The following is a 15,121-nucleotide window of genomic DNA, read 5'->3' as shown; positions in this document are numbered from 1 at the left end:
ACCCCCACCGACTATCCCAACCGCTCCGTGTACCTGTCCAACCTCGGCATCGCCCTGCGTTCCCTCTTCGGTCGTGCCTGATCGGGTGCCCACCTGTACGATGCGATCCTTGTCGTTCGTTCTCCCCCCCCCCCCCCCCCCCCCCCCCACCGTCAGTCGATCTGGACCGCTCAGCCTTCGCTGGTCGCCTCGTGCAGGTCCTTGACCACGTTCGGGTCCACCGGTACGCCCGGCCCCATGGTGGTGGTCAGCACGACCTTCCTGAGGTACTTGCCCTTGGCCGCGGACGGCTTGGCCCGCAGCACCTCGTCGAGTACGGCCGCGTAGTTGTCGATCAGCTGGGCCTCGCCGAACGAGGCCTTCCCGATGATCAGGTGCAGGTTGGAGTGCTTGTCCACCCGGAAGGCGATCTTGCCGCCCTTGATGTCCGAGACGGCCTTGGTCACGTCCATGGTGACCGTACCGGTCTTCGGGTTCGGCATCAGGCCGCGCGGGCCCAGGATCCGCGCGATCCGGCCGATCTTCGCCATCTGGTCCGGGGTGGCGATCGCCGCGTCGAAGTCCAGCCAGCCGCCCTGAATCCGGGCAACCAGCTCATCGGTGCCGACCTCGTCCGCGCCGGCGGAGACGGCCTCCTCCGCCTTCGCCCCAGCGGCGAAGACGATCACTCGGGCCGTCTTGCCCGTACCGTGCGGCAGGTTGACCGTGCCGCGGACCATCTGGTCCGCCTTGCGCGGGTCGATGCCGAGGCGCATCGCGACCTCGACCGTGGCGTCGAACTTCGACGAGCTCGTCTCCTTGGCCAACTTCACCGCCTCGGCCGGGGCGTACAGCTTCGTCCGGTCGATCTGCTCGGTGGCCTTGCGGTAGTTCTTGCTGCGCTGCATTGTCTCTGGCTCCTGTGGTCACTGGCGGGCGACGCCGTGCGCGCGCCCTCCCACGTCGGTCGGCTCCGACCCGCAGTCGCGGGTCGGGACGGTCACTCCTTGACGGTGATGCCCATCGACCGGGCGGTCCCGGTGATGATCTTCTCCGCCTGCTCGATGCTGTTCGCGTTGAGGTCGGCCATCTTCTTCTCGGCGATCTCCCGCAGCTGGGCGGTGGTCACCTGGCCGACCTTGGTGGTGTGCGGCACACCCGAGCCCTTCTGGATCCCGGCGGCCTTGAGCAGCAGCCGGGCAGCGGGCGGGGTCTTCAGCACGAAGGTGAAGGACCGGTCCTCGTACACGCTGATCTCAGCGGGCACGATGTCGCCCCGCTGGGATTCGGTCTGCGCGTTGTACGTCTTGCAGAACTCCATGATGTTCACGCCGTGCTGACCCAGCGCCGGACCGACCGGCGGTGCCGGGGTGGCCTGACCCGCCGGCAACTGCAGCGTGAACGTCTTGACGAGCTTCTTCTTCGGAGGCATGTCACTTCCTGGGGCTTGATCTGGTGTTCCGCACCGGATCTGCGGGACGTCACCGGCGACTGGCCGTCGTCCGGCACGGGCTGGCGAGCCCTCGACACGCGCGCACGGTCAGGCGCGGCCCAGGGCCGACGTTCTAGGTTAGCGCAGCTGACGGCGGCAGCCCAGCTGGGGTTGCCGCCGTCGGTGTGCCGCAGGGGTTACGCAGGCGCGGAGAACCGCAGGCCCGGCTGTGCCGGAGTCAGATCCTGGCGACCTGGTTGAAGTTCAGCTCCACCGGGGTCTCCCGGCCGAAGATCGACACCAGCACCTTCAGCTTCTGCTGGTCGGCGTTGATCTCGCTGATCGTGGCCGGCAACGAGGCGAACGCGCCGTCGGTAACGGTGACCGAGTCGCCGACCTCGAAGTCCAGCACCTTGACCTCGGGCTTGGCCTTCTTGGGCTCGGCCGTCACCGCCGGGACGAGCCACTTGAGCACCTCGTTGAGCGACAACGGCGCCGGCCGGTCGGCCCGGTCGGTCGCCCCGACGAAGCCGGTGACGCCCGGGGTGTTACGCACGCAGGAGTACGACTCCGGGGTGAGGTCCATCCGGACCAGGATGTAGCCGGGGAAGACCTTGTTCTGCACCTGGAGCCGCTTGCCGTTCTTGACCTCGACCTCCTCCCGGGTCGGCACCTCGACCTGGAAGATGTACTCCTCCATGTCGAGGCTGGTGATCCGGGTCTCGAGGTTGGTCTTGACCTTGTTCTCGTAGCCGGCGTACGAGTGCACCACGTACCAGTCACCTGGCGCGTAGCGCAGCTTCTGCCGCAGCTCGGCGACCGGGTCGAACTCCTCGTCGTCGGCCACGGCGACGGGTTCGGCGACGTCGGCCGCAGAACTGTCCGGACTGTCCGGACTGTCTGGCCCGACGGCGGAGCCGTTGGCGTCGGCCGGGGGCTCGTCCGCCCCGGCAGCGGGGACCGGTGGTGCGCTGGCGGCCTCAACCGACTCATCAGCCGCCGCCGTGGCCACCGTCGACTGGTCGTCGGTGACGCTGGCGGTCTCGTCGTACTCAGGCACGCTTGCTCACTTCCGTCACAAAATCAGCTGGGGTTGCCGAATACCCACAGCACACCTTTGGCGAACACGAAGTCCAGCCCGGCCACGATGGTCAGCATGACCGCGATGAACACGACCACCACGGCGGTGTAGGTCAGCAACTCCTTACGAGTCGGCCAGATGACCTTACGCAGCTCGGCGACCACTTCGCGGACGAACCGGATGATCCGCCCGAAAAACCCCACCCCGGCCTCGGCCTTCGCCTTAGGTCGTCCCTCGGACGACTCCGCCTTGGCCCTGCTCCGGGTGGCCGTGCCACCCCGTGCCGCCGGCTCGTCGTCGTCGACCTCGTCCTCGACCGACGTCTCGTCGATCGACTCGTCCTCGGGGCGGTCGTCCGCGGCGTCATCGCCACGCCGGTTCCTCTCGGCCATCTCGCCCTCCGTCGCGGTGGTCGGGTCGCGCGCCAGGTCAGACGCGCTGCGTCGTGCACGTCGGCCATTCCCCTTGCGGGACGGCCGCCAACGGGGACGGCAGCCGACCCACCGGGTCGGTCAGGCCTTGGGCGCAGGGGTGACAGGACTTGAACCTGCAGCCTGCGGTTTTGGAGACCGCTGCTCTGCCAATTGAGCTACACCCCTGTGCGGGTCGGCAACCCCACCCAACCCCGCGGGGCGCACGGCCACGCAGGACTGAACAGGGGTCACAGGCCCCACGGCGGACCAGTGTACGGGTAGAGCCACCACTTTCCCAACCGGTACCGGCACCGCGCGTACCCGGGCCGGTACCACCGGCCGTCAGCGCGGGGTACGGACCAGTGCCCGGGCCTGGCTGAGCACCTTTTCGCCGGCGCAGACGGCCGTCACGTCGATGCGGGTCAACCCGTCCTCGGTGGTGCCCTTGACCACGCCGGTCACCTCGACCTCGGTGCCCTCGTCGTCGTCCGGCACCACCACCGGGCGGGTGAACCGGACCGAGTACTCGACCACCGCGTCCGCCGATCCGGCCCACTGCGTCACCGCGCGCCCGGCCAACGCCATGGTGAGCATGCCGTGGGCGATGACACCTGGCAGGCCGACCCCGGTGGCGAACCGGTCGCTCCAGTGGATGGGGTTGAAGTCGCCGGAGGCCCCGGCGTAGCGGACGAGGTCGGACCGGGTGACCCGGAACCGTTGCGGAGTCAGCTCCATCTCAGTCCTCCCCCCGGACGACCAGCTTCATCCAGACGGTGACCACCGGCTCACCGGTGGCCGCAGTGGCGATCTCGGTACGGACGGTCAGGAAGTCGTGTCCGCCACGGGACATGATCTCCTCGATGGTGTCGGTGCACACCAGTTCGTCGCCGGCGACCACTGGGCGGACGTACCGGAACCGCTGGTCGCCGTGCACCACCCGGCTGTAGTCGATCGCGAGATCGGGATCGGAGATCACCCGCTCGGACGAGGACATGGTGACCGCTACCGGGAAGGTCGGTGGCGCGACCACGTCCGGATAGCCCGCTTTGCGGGCGACGTCCGGATCGTGGTGAACGGCATCGCTGGCCCCGATGGCGACGGCGAACTCGCGGATCTTCTCCCGCCCCACCAGGTACGTACCGCCGGGCGGGTAACTGCGACCGACTAAGGACGGATCCATGGGCATGCGCAGCAACCTACCCGCTGGCCGGCACCCGGACGACGTGCGGGCCGCCCGGAACGGCGATGGTCAGCGGGTCTCGCGGTGCAGCGTGTGCTTGCCGTCCCGGGGGCAGAACTTCTTCAGCTCGATGCGGTCCGGGTCGTTACGGCGGTTCTTCCGCGTGATGTAGTTGCGCTCCTTGCACTCCACACACGCCAAAGTGATCTTTGGACGGACGTCGGTCGCCTTGGCCACGGCGGGGTGCCTTCCTCGCTATCGGAACAACTACAGCGTGCCAGCGTAGCCTGCGGCAGCGCGGACATGCAAAGCGGGCGCCTGCGGCGCCCACCCGTACTTCGTACCACCGGCCTCACCCGCGAAGCCGACCGTAGCGGTGGCCGGACTTGAACCGGCGACACAACGATTATGAGCCGTTTGCTCTACCACCTGAGCTACACCGCCGTGACGGGTCCAGTGGAACCCACTGAGCCCCCTTACGGAATCGAACCGTAGACCTTCTCCTTACCATGGAGACGCTCTGCCGACTGAGCTAAGGGGGCCGAACACCCACCCGCCTGGGCGGATGCGCACGGGTAAGAGTACACGGCCCCGCCCGCGAGGTGAAATCAGCTTGGCCCGTCTGCGCCGCCGCAGGTCAGGGCCCTTCCGGTCGGGGATCAGGGCACTGCCCGCAGCCGACGAACCTCGCTGGACTGCAGGCTCTCCGGGTCGGTTTGCGCCTCGTACCAGGCGGCCAGCCGCTCGTACGGCAACGGACGGCTGAACAGGAAGCCCTGCCCGACCTGGCAGCCGATGTCCTGCAGCAGTTCCAGGGTCAGTTCGCTCTCCACCCCTTCGGCCACCACGGTCAGGCCGAACTGCTGGGACAGCGTCACGACGGCGTTGACGATCGCCAGGTCCCCCGGATCGGTCGCCATCCCCTGCACGAACGACCGGTCGACCTTCACCTCGTGCACCGGCAGCCGGCGCAGGTGCGCCAGCGAGGTGTAGCCGGTGCCGAAGTCGTCGACGGACAGCCGTACCCCGAGGTCACGCAGCCGCCGTAGGGTCGGCATCGGCCGGTCCGTGCCGTCCAGCACACCGGCCTCGGCGATCTCCAGGGTGAGCAGCTCCGGAGCGACCTGCGCGTCATCCAGCAGGGTCCGGACCAGCTCGGGAAACTCCGGATCGGTCAGGGTACGGGCGGACAGGTTGACGGCCACCGGCAACGGCTGCTGACCGACGCTCCACTCCCGGCTGCGGCGCAGCCCTTCGCGCAGCACGAACTCGGTCAGCCGACCGAGCTGGCCGGTGTGTTCGGCGACCGCGACGAAGTCCTCCGGCGAGACCGAACCGTGCGTCGGATGCTCCCACCGGGTCAGGCACTCGACCCCGACCAGCCGGCGGCCGTGCAGCGTCACCTTCGGCTGGTAGTAGACCTCCAGCTGCATCTCATCGAGCGCGACCCGCAGGTCACCGGCGAGACCGAGCCGGCGTACCGAGCGGGACTCCAACGCCGGATTGAACAGCTGGACGCCGCCGGGCACCGACTTCGCCGCCGTCGCGGCCAGGTCCGCCCGCTGCAGCAGTGTCGCGGCGTCGCTGCCGTGGTCGGGGTGTACCGCGACACCGGCCACGGTGTCGACGTCCAGGGTCAACGCGCCGAAGACCATCTGGTCGCGAATCTGGTCACGGAGCTCGACCGCGAGCTGTACGGCGTACTCCGCAGCCTCCATCCGCAGGGTGACCACGAACTCGTCTCCGCCGCTGCGGCCGACCAGCGCGGCCGACGGGGCGCGGTCCCGCAGCCGCCGGGCGACCTCGGCCAGGACCTTGTCCCCGGCCGCGTGGCCGAGGGACTCGTTGACCTGTCGCAGCCCGGCGACGTCGAAGAGCAGAACCGCGACCACCTCACCCGGGGTCCGGATGGCCACCGACTCGTCGAGCGCTGCGGTCAGCCGGCGGCGGTTGGCCAGCCGGGTCAGGCCGTCGTGGGCCGCGTCGTAGCGCAGCCGGTCGACCAGGCGCGAGTTCTCCACGGCGACCGCGGCGTGCACGGCGATCGCCTCCAGCAGCCGTAGGTCACCCGGCCCGAAGTGGGAGATGTCCCCGAGCCGGCCGGACACCTCCAGGCAGCCGATCACCAGGGAACCGGCTCGTAGCGGCACTACGACGGCGTCCTTGGCACCCCACTTCCGAAGTGCGGTGTCGAACGGGCCGTCGCCGAACTTCGCGCCGACGGCCAGGGAACTTCCGGTCTCGAAGACGTGTTCACGGATCGATTCCGGGGCGCCGACCGTGTCTACCAGCCCCTGCCCGTCGGCGGTCGCGGACAGCAGCACCTCGGGATACCGCCCCTGTTTCGGCAGCCAGAGTGTCGCGTACTCGGACTGCAGCACCTCGCGGACCCGCTTGAGCAGTACGTCGACGATCGTCCCGTCGTGCGGCGTGTCGGCGATCGCCCGGGTCAACGCGTAGATCTCGGAGAGCGTGCGGTTCTGCCGCAGTGATTTCGCGTACGACCGGTAGGCCAGCACGAAGAAGGTGATCAGCGCGACCAACAGGATCAGCGCCCAGTCGCTCTGCGCCAGCAGGATCAGCACCACCAAACCGAAGGTGATGTTGATGGAGGCGACGACCAGGGCAGGGACCGTCGTGGTGGTGAGTTCCTTGGTGGACAACCGGCCCTGGGCAAGGGTGATCACCACGAGCACGGCGACCAGCGTGATGATCTGGCAGGCGATCATCGCCCCGACCAGCGTCAACCAGGTACGCGGCTCGGCGGCGTCGAGCACGTCGGCGTTGACGACGATCGCGGTGGCGATGGACGTGCTGGCGGCCACGTTCGCCACGTTGAACCACAACTTGACGGGCGGCTGCCGCCGGCTCAGATGACCGACCACGGCCGCCAGCACCCGACCGATGATCAGAGTAAGTGGCGGCAGGAAGAACAGACCGAGCAAAAACGGGATCTCGCCGATGTTCAGGGTAAACGACTGCCGGCGCACCTCGAACAGCAAGATTGCCGCGTGCGCGGCGAGGAACAGCCCGAAGAACAGCAGGCCCAGCGGCCAATCTCCGGTCGGATTGGGGTGGCTGATGGCCAAGGCCACAGAGATGAGTACGGCTATCAGAGCGAGTGGCCCGGTTACGAACCAGGCCCGCCTGGAAGAATGCCGTGAGATCGCCTGTGGCCTTGGCACTCGATCCCCTTGGTGTCGGCTGCGGCGATCAGGTCCAGCTGAAGTCGTAGAGCGAGACCTGCGAATCCACCATGGCGTCGAAGCCGTACTTGTCCACCGGGGAAACCACAGGCACCTCGTCACCGACCGTAACCCAGGCTTGGGCAGCCTGGGCGGCGGTCCCAGCGGTGAACGAGACAGCAATCCCGAGTGCGGCGACCGCGACGACCCTGCCGAGCCGGCGGCCCATCGTGTGTCCACGCATGTTACAGACTCCCGTCCAAGGAGGCGAATGAGTTACGCGAATGAGGGGCAGAGTCCTGATGGTGCCACACCGGACCGCACCAACGGTAGGTTGACGCGGCCGGCCTGCACCTTCGGCACCGCCCATCCTAGCCAATCGGACGAGGAGAACCTTAGCGGCGGCTTTGCCCTGCGGCTTTCGTCCCGCTGCTGCTCCGGCTGGTGATCCGGCTCGACGACAGCCGGTGGCGCCGCGAAGAGGATTGGCAGGCACGAACACTAGGCAAACCCCGCACTGAGCGAAGCTACTGGGCTAATATCATGACCGACATGCCGGATTTATTACGAATCAACGAAGGAAGTGATTTGTTGCTCTTTTATGCAACTAAAATTCGGGATAAGGGTCAACTAACCGAGTCATCAGCCGGCGACGGCCGTCGCCGGGTCTCGACGCTAAGCCCTGCCGACCACTCGATGGCACCCTTTTCGGTCACGGCTCGGTGTCGGCGGCTACTCGCCAGTTCGGAAAACGCAGCCCAAACGGTGTACTGCCACCGAGAACGCTACCCGGGGTGCGGGTCGACGACTCGCCGAACGCTCAATGGCCCGTTCACACACCGCGTGCCCACCAGCCGGCGGGCACGCGGGCCTGTCGTGCCCCCAGACCCGCTGGCAACGATGAGCGCCGACTAGTTGACGCAGCGTCACAGTCCCAGGGTCGGCTGCACCAGTCGAGCCTGATGCCACAGGTGCATCAGGATGCACCTGTGGCATCAGGTCCGCAGAAGCACCTTGGGTCCGCAGAGCACCTTGGGTCCGGAGCCTTGGTCCCGGAAACCGGGGACGGCTGGACCTGGCCGGACCGGGCGGGACGGCACGCCGGCCCGTACGACAACAGCCCTTGACCTGTTGGTGCAGGTCAAGGGCTGTTGGTGCGCCTGGTGGCGGGTAGAGGATTCGAACCTCTGTAGCTTTCGCGACGGATTTACAGTCCGCTCCCATTGGCCGCTCGGGCAACCCGCCAGGGCGTGCCACCTCGTCACGCGAGGCGACGCAGGAAAGGATAGCGGCATGACGGGGCTCTCCCGCAACCGGGTACCGTCAGCGGGAGTCAACTGTCCGGCAACGTCCGATACACCGTCCGAGACCCGCGCACCGTCCGAGACCCGCACTGGCAGGGAGCAGACCATGGCAGCCAACCCGTCGTTCGACATCGTGAGCAAGGTCGACCGGCAGGAGATCGACAACGCCCTCCGGCAGACCGAGAAGGAGCTGTCCACCCGCTTCGACTTCCGCGGCACCGGCGCCGAGATCGCCTGGTCCGGCGAGGAGGCCGTGACGTTGCAGGCGGAGACCGAGGAGCGGGTCAAGGCCAGCCTGGACGTGTTCAAGGAGAAGCTGGTCAAGCGGAACATCTCGCTCAAGTCGCTTGACGCCGGTGACCCACGCTCGTCGGGCAAGACCTACAAGATCGACTGCAAGGTCATCCAGGGCATCGAGTCGGACAAGGCGAAGGCGATCAGCAAGAAGATCCGCGACGACGGCCCCAAGGGTGTCCAGGCGCAGATCCAGGGCGACCAGCTGCGCGTCACCGCCAAGAAGAAGGACGACCTGCAGGCGGTCATCGCGCTGCTCAAGCAGGAGGACTTCGGCATCGCCCTGCAGTTCACCAACTACCGCTGACTCAGCTCAGGCCGGACCGCCGAGCAGGGCCCGGTCCAGGTCGACCGCCGCGCGGGCTTCGGCGCGGCTGATCGGACCGGCCGGCCAGCCGGCCAGCAGCGCAGCCAGGGCGAGCGCGGCGGCGGCGAACAGGAAGGCCGCCGCCGGGCCACCGGCGCGGTCCACGAGCACGCCGGCGACCGCGCCGCCGGCCGCGCTGGCACCGACCGCCATGGTGGTAACCCAGGTGTACGCCTCGTTCAGCATGCTGACCGGGGCGATCCGGCCGACCATGGTGTTCTCGACGGTCAGCGCCGGGGCGATCACGGCACCGCCGAGCGTCAGTGCCACGCCCAGGGCCAGCGGGTGCGGCATCACCGCGTACACGACGAAGCTGGCGGCGACCCCGGCGAGCAGCCAGGCGAACTGACGGGAGGCGTCCACCGCCGGTCGGCGGATACCGAAGTAGATCCCGCCGGTGGCGCTACCGACGGCCCAGACGGCCAGCAGTACGCCGGCGAGGCTGCCGCCGTCGTCGTTGGTGCCCAGGTAGTTGGAGGCGTACGCGGGCACCGCCACGCCGGCCGTACCGAAGCCGATGCCCAGACCGCCGACACAGGCCAGCAACGCCGGGAAGCCGGGCACCCGCAGCGGGCCGAGGCCCCGGGCGTGGCCTTCCCGTGAGTGGGGTCGCCAGCCACGCATCGCCCGGCCGAGCGCCACCATGGTGGTGCCAGCCAGGGTGAGTACGGCTGCGGCGACCAGTGCGGCTGCGGCGTCGGCGAGCACGATGAGCCCGGCGACGAGCAGCGGGCCGATTACGAACACCACCTCGAAGATGGTGGTCTCGGCGGCGAGCGCGGTGTTGCGCAGCGGGTAGCGGCCACTGGCCGGGCTGGTCAGGTTGTTCCAGGCGCCCCGGATCGCGGCGCTGAGCGGCGGATAGCTGGCACCGGCGAGGCCGGACACCAGGAACACGGCCAGGATCGAGCCGCCGCTGCGGGTCGCGAACAGCAGGGCGATCAGGGCGACCGGGTGGGCGACCCCGGTGACCAGCAGCACCGGGCTCGGGCCGAGCCGGTCGGCGATCCGCCCGGCGACCGGGCTGAGGGCCGCACCGGCGAGGGCGTAGACGCCGCCGGCGATCGCGGCGAGTGAGTACCGGCCGGTGGAGTCGCTGATCACCAGCAGCAGGGCGAGCGGGGTCATGCCGATGCTGAGCCGGCCGATGACGCCCGGGATCAGCAGGGTGGGTCCGCCGGGGATGCGCCAGACGGCGACGTATTTCCGCAATCCGGACACTGTTCCGTTCCCTTCACCGGCTGGTGGCACCGGCGGCCGACGTGCTGCGGACCGGCCGATGGGCCGGCGGCGGTAACGACCACTCGGCCTGCCGACCCTAACCCGCTGACGGCCCCGCACCCCACCGGATTCGGTCCGGTACGGGGTGCGAGGCCGCTCACACAGGCGGATTCACAACCGGCGCTGCACCGGGCCGCCGGCACCGGCGTACGCCAACTGCTCCAGCCGGGCCACCCGCTGCTCCATCGGCGGGTGGGTGGAGAACAGCGCGGCGAACCCGCCCTTGCGCAGCGGGTTGTCGATCATCAGGTGGGCCGAGCTGGCCAGCTGACCCTCGGCCGGCAGCGGCATGCGCTGCGTACCCATGTGGATCTTGCGGAGCGCGCTGGCCAGCGCGAGCGGGTCGCGGGTCAGTGCGGCGCCGGACGCGTCCGCCTGGTACTCGCGGTTACGGCTGATCGCCAGCTGGATGATCGACGCGGCCAGCGGCCCGAGGATCAGCATGGCGAGCAGCGCGGCCGGGTTGGCGCCCTCGTCGTCGTCCCCGCCGCCGAACGGCAGGAACCAGGCGAGGTGGGCCAGCATGGTGACGATGCCGGCGAGCGACGCCGCGACGCTGGAGATCAGGATGTCCCGGTTGTAGACGTGGGACAGTTCGTGCCCGATCACCCCGCGCAGCTCGCGGTAGTCGAGGATCTGCACGATCCCCTGGGTGACGCAGACCGCCGCGTTGGCCGGGTTACGCCCGGTCGCGAACGCGTTGGGCTGCATGGTCGGGCTGACGTAGAGCCGGGGCATCGGCTGCCCGGCCTCGGCGGCCAACTCCCGGACCATCTGATGCAGCGCCGGGAACTGCGCGTCGCTGACCGGCTGGGCCCGCATCGAGCGCAGCGCGATCTTGTCGGACCAGAAGTAGGTGCCGGCGTTCATCGCCAGCGAGACTCCTACGGCGATCATCAAGCCGCCGCTGCCGCCGAACCAGTAGCCAACGCCGAGGATCATGGCGGTGAGCAGGCCGAGCAGGGCTGCCGTCTTGAGACCGTTGTGGTGGCTGTGCACGTTCACTCCCTCTCCACCGGGTCATCTGGAGGACCCCACGGCAGGTGCAACGCCCACGTACCCACTGCGCATCCCGCAATAGCTGAGAGTTGGCTGTCAATCAAGACCTGGCGGGCATGTTTCACTCAGGCAGGAACTCGCACTCAGCCCGCAACGACGTCAAAGACCACCTGTGGTGCAAACCCGAGCAAAACCGCCAGAACGGTCGCGACGGCGAGCGTCGCCACCACTGGCCACGCCACCGCGCCACCAGGTGCCGGCACGCCACGACCCGAGGGCGGCGTCGGCTCCGGCACCCGGGCGTACAGCGTGGCACTGACCCGCAGGTAGTAGACCAGGCCGAGGACCGCGTTGGCCGCAACCACCAACGCCAGCCAGCCGGCCCCGCCGACCAGCAGCGACCGGACCACCGCCACCTTGGCGAACAACCCGGCCAGGCCCGGTGGCAGACCGGCCAGCCCGATCAACGCCAGCGTCAGCGCGGCACCGACCCACGGGCGGCGGCGGGCCGCGCCCGCATACGCGGCGATCCGACCGCCGTCGCCGGCCGCCGGTCGCAACGCCACCACCGCAGCGAAGGCGGCAAGCTCCAACAACACAAAGAAGACGGTGTACGCGAAGACCGCCGCGACGGCCACCGCCTGCTCCTCGGCGCCCCGCCCGGCCACCCCGGCGGCCGCCGCCAGCGGCACCAGGATGTAGCCGGCCTGCGCGATCGACGACCAGGCCAACAGCCGCACCATCCGCCGCTGCCGCAACGCGACCAGGTTGCCGACCGTCATGGTCGCCACCGCCAGCACCGCCAGCACCGGCCCGGACGCGGCCAACTGCGGGGTGAGCCCTTCGGTCACCACCGCGACGATCGCCACCACGCCGCCGAGCTTCGACGCGGTCGACAGGTACGCGGCGACCGGCAGCGGCGCACCGTCGTAGGTCTTCGGCGCCCAGGCGTGCAGCGGCACCGCCGCCACCTTGAACGCCAGGCCGGTCAGCAGCAGCACCACGCCGACCCGGGCCAGCCGGGCCTGCCCGTCGGCCGAGCCGCCGACGACCGTACCGGCCGGCTCGGCCAGGCCGCTGGCTCCGGCGAGCAGGTCGAGGTGCACCGCGCCGTACGCGGCGTACAGCAGCGCCACGCCGAGCAGCGCCACCGCCGTGGACACCACGCTGACCACGAAGAAGCTCACTGCCGACTCGGCTGAGGCGGCCCGCTGCCGGCGCAGCCCGACCAGGATGTACAGCGGTAGGGTGAGCGTCTCCACCGCCACGACCAGGGTGATCAGGTCCCCGGCGGCGCCGAGCACCACCCCGCCGGTCATCGAGCAGGCCAGCAGGAAGCAGTACTCGCCGGCCGGCACCGCACCGGAGTTCAGCAGCGGCGCGGACAGCGCGAGCACGCCGGCGGTGAGCGCCGCGAACAGCAGCGCGACCAGGGCGGCCCGGCTGTCGGCGACGTACGAGCAGGCCAGCCCACCGACGGCCAGTCCGCCGTCGGGCAGTCCGCCGTCGGGCAGCCCGCCCCCGGCGGGTACGCCGGACGGCGTACCGCAGAACGTGGCCCGCGCCGGATGCGCCAGCGCCACCAGCGCGGCGAGGCCGACCCCGGCGGCGCCGGCGACAGCGGCCGCCCCGGTGACCGCCCGCCGGCCGATGAACAGGTCGGCCAGCAGCACCGCGACCGCCGTCGCCGCCGCCAGGTACGCCGGCAGCAGCGCCAGGTGGTCGATCGTCTGTGCGGCGGTCCCGTCGGTCACCGGATCACCTCCAGCAGGATCGTGACCGGCGACTCGGCGACGCCGAGCACCAGCGCCGGCACCAGCCCGATGGCCAACGCCAGCAGCACCAGCGGCGCCCAGGCCAGCGCCTCGGGGCGGCTGATCGCGAAGACGGGTGTGTCCCGGACCGCCGGCCCGGCCGGGCCGTGGGTGACCCGGCGCAGCATCCGCAGCAGGTACGCGGCGGTCAGTGCCGCGCCGACCGCCGCCGCCACGGCCAGCGTCGTCCACAGCGGCCCGCCGCGCTGCCAGGCGGCGACGACGGCGAACGCCTCACCCCAGAAGCCGGCCAGGCCGGGCAGGCCGAGGGAGGCGATCGCCGCGTAGCCGAGCAGCCCGGACAGCGCCGGGGAGCGTTCCCGCAGCCCGCCGAGATCCGCCAGCTCGCCGGTGTGGTAGCGGTCCTTGACCGCGCCGGCGAGGAAGAACAGCAGGCCGGTGATGACGCCGTGGGCGACGTTGCCGATCAGCGCGGCCTGGATGCCGGTGGCGCTCAGCGTGGCGATGCCCAGCAGCACGAACCCCATGTGTCCGACACTGGAGTAGGCGATCAGCCGTTTCAGTTCGGTCTGCGCCAGGCACACCAGGGAGCCGACGATGATCGCGGCGACGGCGAGGGCGCCGAGCACCGGGGCGGCCCAGCGGGCTCCTTCGGGGGCGACGCCGACGGCGACCCGGATCAGCCCGTACGTGCCCATTTTGAGCAGCACCCCGGCGAGGATCACGCTGCCGACGGTGGGTGCCTGGCTGTGCGCGTCGGGCAGCCAGCTGTGCAGCGGCCACAGCGGTGCCTTGACCGCGAAGGCCAGCGCCAGCAGCGTGAACGCGCGTAGCTGGGTGCCCCGGCCGAGTCCGTCGCCGCCGGTGAGCACGGTCAGGTCGGCGGTGCCGGCGGCGGTCGTCACGGTCACCACGCCGACCAGCAGCAGCACCGACCCGGCCAGGGTGTAGACGGCGAACCTGGTCGCCGCCCGCCGGTGCGCGCCATCGGCCCGGTCGCCGCCACCGGCGGTACGGTCGCTGCCGCCCCAGCCGGCGATGATCGCGTACATCGGCAGCAGCACGACCTCGAAGAAGACGAAGAACAGCACCAGGTCGAGAGCGAGGAAGGTGCCGACGATGCCGACCTCGACGACCAGCAGCAACGCGACCAACGCCCGCCCGTTGCGGCCGTGTGGGGCGCGCCAGACGGTGTACGCGCAGCACAGCAGGGTCAGTCCGGTGGTGAGCAGCACCAGCGGGTACGAGATGCCGTCGACACCGAGGTGCAACCGCAGGTCCAGGGCGGGCACCCAGGGCAGGTCGAGCTGATGCCAGGGCAGCACCCCGGGTGGGCCGTCCAGCGGTGGACCGTAGGCGAACCAGCCGGCCCCGGTCGGGTCGCGCAGCAACGGCAGGCTGACCAGGAAGGTCACCGCCGCGAAGACGGTGCCGGTGATCCGGCCGGCCCGGTCCCCGCCGACCGGCAGGGCGAGCAGCAGCGCGCCGAGCGCCGGCACGACCAGCACGGCCAGCAGGGCGAGCTGCCCGACGGTCCAGCCGTCGTCGGCGTACGTCATCATCGGCGGCCCTCGCTCATCCCGCGCTCCCCAGTGCGGCGGCGGCCGCGGTCGCCAACCCGATCAGCAGTACGCCGGCGAGGACCATGGTGACCGCCCGGGGCAGCGGGGCGGTGTGCCGGCGGCGCAACCAGTCGCCCAGCCCGGTCACGGTACGCCCGGTGCCTGTGACCGCGCTGTTGACGCCGGATTCGTCGCCGACCCGGGCCGTGGCGGCGAGCGCTGTCACCGGGCGTACCACGACGGCCCGCTGCACCGCGTCGAGCCAGAAC

The 15,121-nt window shown here is 70.1% G+C and carries 14 protein-coding genes, 4 tRNA genes and 1 pseudogene; 1 reads left to right on the top strand and 18 read right to left on the bottom strand.

The annotated features are described in order from the left end of the window. Positions 1-170: 170 nt before the first annotated feature. From rplA to ACXAHD_RS26815, 13 genes are all read right to left on the bottom strand, one after another. Positions 171-887, bottom strand: coding sequence for a 50S ribosomal protein L1 (gene rplA / locus ACXAHD_RS26875; RefSeq protein WP_281567246.1), 717 nt, complete (start codon positions 885-887; stop codon positions 171-173). A gap of 92 nt (positions 888-979) precedes the next feature. Beyond that, positions 980-1,411, bottom strand: a complete 432-nt coding sequence (rplK, locus tag ACXAHD_RS26870) for a 50S ribosomal protein L11 (RefSeq protein WP_281551900.1) — start codon at positions 1,409-1,411, stop codon at positions 980-982. Positions 1,412-1,649: 238 nt separating this feature from the next. Further along, positions 1,650-2,471 (bottom strand): transcription termination/antitermination protein NusG, encoded by an 822-nt coding sequence (nusG, locus tag ACXAHD_RS26865; protein WP_475054040.1) that lies wholly within the window; start codon positions 2,469-2,471, stop codon positions 1,650-1,652. Between the two features lie 23 nt (positions 2,472-2,494). Then, positions 2,495-2,884, bottom strand: a complete 390-nt coding sequence (gene secE / locus ACXAHD_RS26860; RefSeq protein ID WP_281551902.1) for a preprotein translocase subunit SecE — start codon at positions 2,882-2,884, stop codon at positions 2,495-2,497. Between the two features lie 134 nt (positions 2,885-3,018). Beyond that, positions 3,019-3,091 (bottom strand) — tRNA-Trp (locus tag ACXAHD_RS26855). 156 nt (positions 3,092-3,247) lie between these two features. Then, positions 3,248-3,640, bottom strand: coding sequence for a MaoC/PaaZ C-terminal domain-containing protein (locus ACXAHD_RS26850; protein ID WP_281551903.1), 393 nt, complete (start codon positions 3,638-3,640; stop codon positions 3,248-3,250). Between the two features lies 1 nt (position 3,641). Continuing rightward, complete coding sequence (locus ACXAHD_RS26845) at positions 3,642-4,091, bottom strand: MaoC family dehydratase N-terminal domain-containing protein (protein WP_281551904.1); 450 nt, start codon at positions 4,089-4,091, stop codon at positions 3,642-3,644. A 63-nt stretch (positions 4,092-4,154) separates the two neighbouring features. Further along, the gene (rpmG, locus tag ACXAHD_RS26840) at positions 4,155-4,322 is read right to left on the bottom strand and encodes a 50S ribosomal protein L33 (protein WP_046567246.1); all 168 of its coding nucleotides are present in this window, start codon (positions 4,320-4,322) and stop codon (positions 4,155-4,157) included. A 134-nt stretch (positions 4,323-4,456) separates the two neighbouring features. Then, a tRNA-Met gene (locus tag ACXAHD_RS26835) sits at positions 4,457-4,529 on the bottom strand. Between the two features lie 25 nt (positions 4,530-4,554). After that, a tRNA-Thr gene (locus ACXAHD_RS26830) sits at positions 4,555-4,627 on the bottom strand. A 117-nt stretch (positions 4,628-4,744) separates the two neighbouring features. Continuing rightward, a complete protein-coding gene (locus ACXAHD_RS26825) occupies positions 4,745-7,270 on the bottom strand; it encodes a putative bifunctional diguanylate cyclase/phosphodiesterase (protein WP_281551905.1) in 2,526 nt (841 codons plus the stop codon). Positions 7,271-7,298: 28 nt separating this feature from the next. Continuing rightward, positions 7,299-7,514 (bottom strand): hypothetical protein, encoded by a 216-nt coding sequence (locus tag ACXAHD_RS26820; RefSeq protein WP_281551906.1) that lies wholly within the window; start codon positions 7,512-7,514, stop codon positions 7,299-7,301. 917 nt (positions 7,515-8,431) lie between these two features. Next, a tRNA-Tyr gene (locus tag ACXAHD_RS26815) sits at positions 8,432-8,515 on the bottom strand. A gap of 165 nt (positions 8,516-8,680) precedes the next feature. Between ACXAHD_RS26815 and ACXAHD_RS26810 the strand changes: the two genes are divergently transcribed. Continuing rightward, positions 8,681-9,175, top strand: a complete 495-nt coding sequence (locus ACXAHD_RS26810; protein ID WP_281551907.1) for a YajQ family cyclic di-GMP-binding protein — start codon at positions 8,681-8,683, stop codon at positions 9,173-9,175. Positions 9,176-9,181: 6 nt separating this feature from the next. Here ACXAHD_RS26810 and ACXAHD_RS26805 read toward each other — a convergent pair whose 3' ends face one another. From ACXAHD_RS26805 to ACXAHD_RS26785, 5 genes and pseudogenes are all read right to left on the bottom strand, one after another. Continuing rightward, positions 9,182-10,456, bottom strand: coding sequence for an MFS transporter (locus ACXAHD_RS26805; protein WP_281551908.1), 1,275 nt, complete (start codon positions 10,454-10,456; stop codon positions 9,182-9,184). 171 nt (positions 10,457-10,627) lie between these two features. Continuing rightward, a complete protein-coding gene (gene htpX / locus ACXAHD_RS26800) occupies positions 10,628-11,515 on the bottom strand; it encodes a zinc metalloprotease HtpX (RefSeq protein WP_281555730.1) in 888 nt (295 codons plus the stop codon). A gap of 143 nt (positions 11,516-11,658) precedes the next feature. Continuing rightward, positions 11,659-13,269 (bottom strand): NADH-quinone oxidoreductase subunit N, encoded by a 1,611-nt coding sequence (locus ACXAHD_RS26795; protein WP_281567244.1) that lies wholly within the window; start codon positions 13,267-13,269, stop codon positions 11,659-11,661. Further along, positions 13,266-14,849, bottom strand: a complete 1,584-nt coding sequence (locus ACXAHD_RS26790; RefSeq protein ID WP_289213639.1) for a complex I subunit 4 family protein — start codon at positions 14,847-14,849, stop codon at positions 13,266-13,268. The genes ACXAHD_RS26795 and ACXAHD_RS26790 overlap by 4 nt, the downstream gene beginning before the upstream one ends. A 16-nt stretch (positions 14,850-14,865) precedes the next feature. Continuing rightward, positions 14,866-15,121, bottom strand: a pseudogene (locus tag ACXAHD_RS26785) (NADH-quinone oxidoreductase subunit L); the annotation flags it as partial.

Source organism: Micromonospora sp. ABR4_055 (assembly GCF_056160425.1).
Note: the sequence above shows the minus strand (reverse complement) of the source record. Positions and strands in the feature narration are given on the sequence as shown.

Coding starts and splice junctions, on each gene's coding strand:
- rplA (WP_281567246.1), bottom strand. CDS start 887: ATGCAGCGCAGCAAGAACTACCGCAAGGCCACCGAGCAGATCGACCGG.
- rplK (WP_281551900.1), bottom strand. CDS start 1,411: ATGCCTCCGAAGAAGAAGCTCGTCAAGACGTTCACGCTGCAGTTGCCG.
- secE (WP_281551902.1), bottom strand. CDS start 2,884: ATGGCCGAGAGGAACCGGCGTGGCGATGACGCCGCGGACGACCGCCCC.
- ACXAHD_RS26850 (WP_281551903.1), bottom strand. CDS start 3,640: ATGGAGCTGACTCCGCAACGGTTCCGGGTCACCCGGTCCGACCTCGTC.
- ACXAHD_RS26845 (WP_281551904.1), bottom strand. CDS start 4,091: ATGCCCATGGATCCGTCCTTAGTCGGTCGCAGTTACCCGCCCGGCGGT.
- ACXAHD_RS26820 (WP_281551906.1), bottom strand. CDS start 7,514: ATGCGTGGACACACGATGGGCCGCCGGCTCGGCAGGGTCGTCGCGGTC.
- ACXAHD_RS26810 (WP_281551907.1), top strand. CDS start 8,681: ATGGCAGCCAACCCGTCGTTCGACATCGTGAGCAAGGTCGACCGGCAG.
- ACXAHD_RS26790 (WP_289213639.1), bottom strand. CDS start 14,849: ATGACGTACGCCGACGACGGCTGGACCGTCGGGCAGCTCGCCCTGCTG.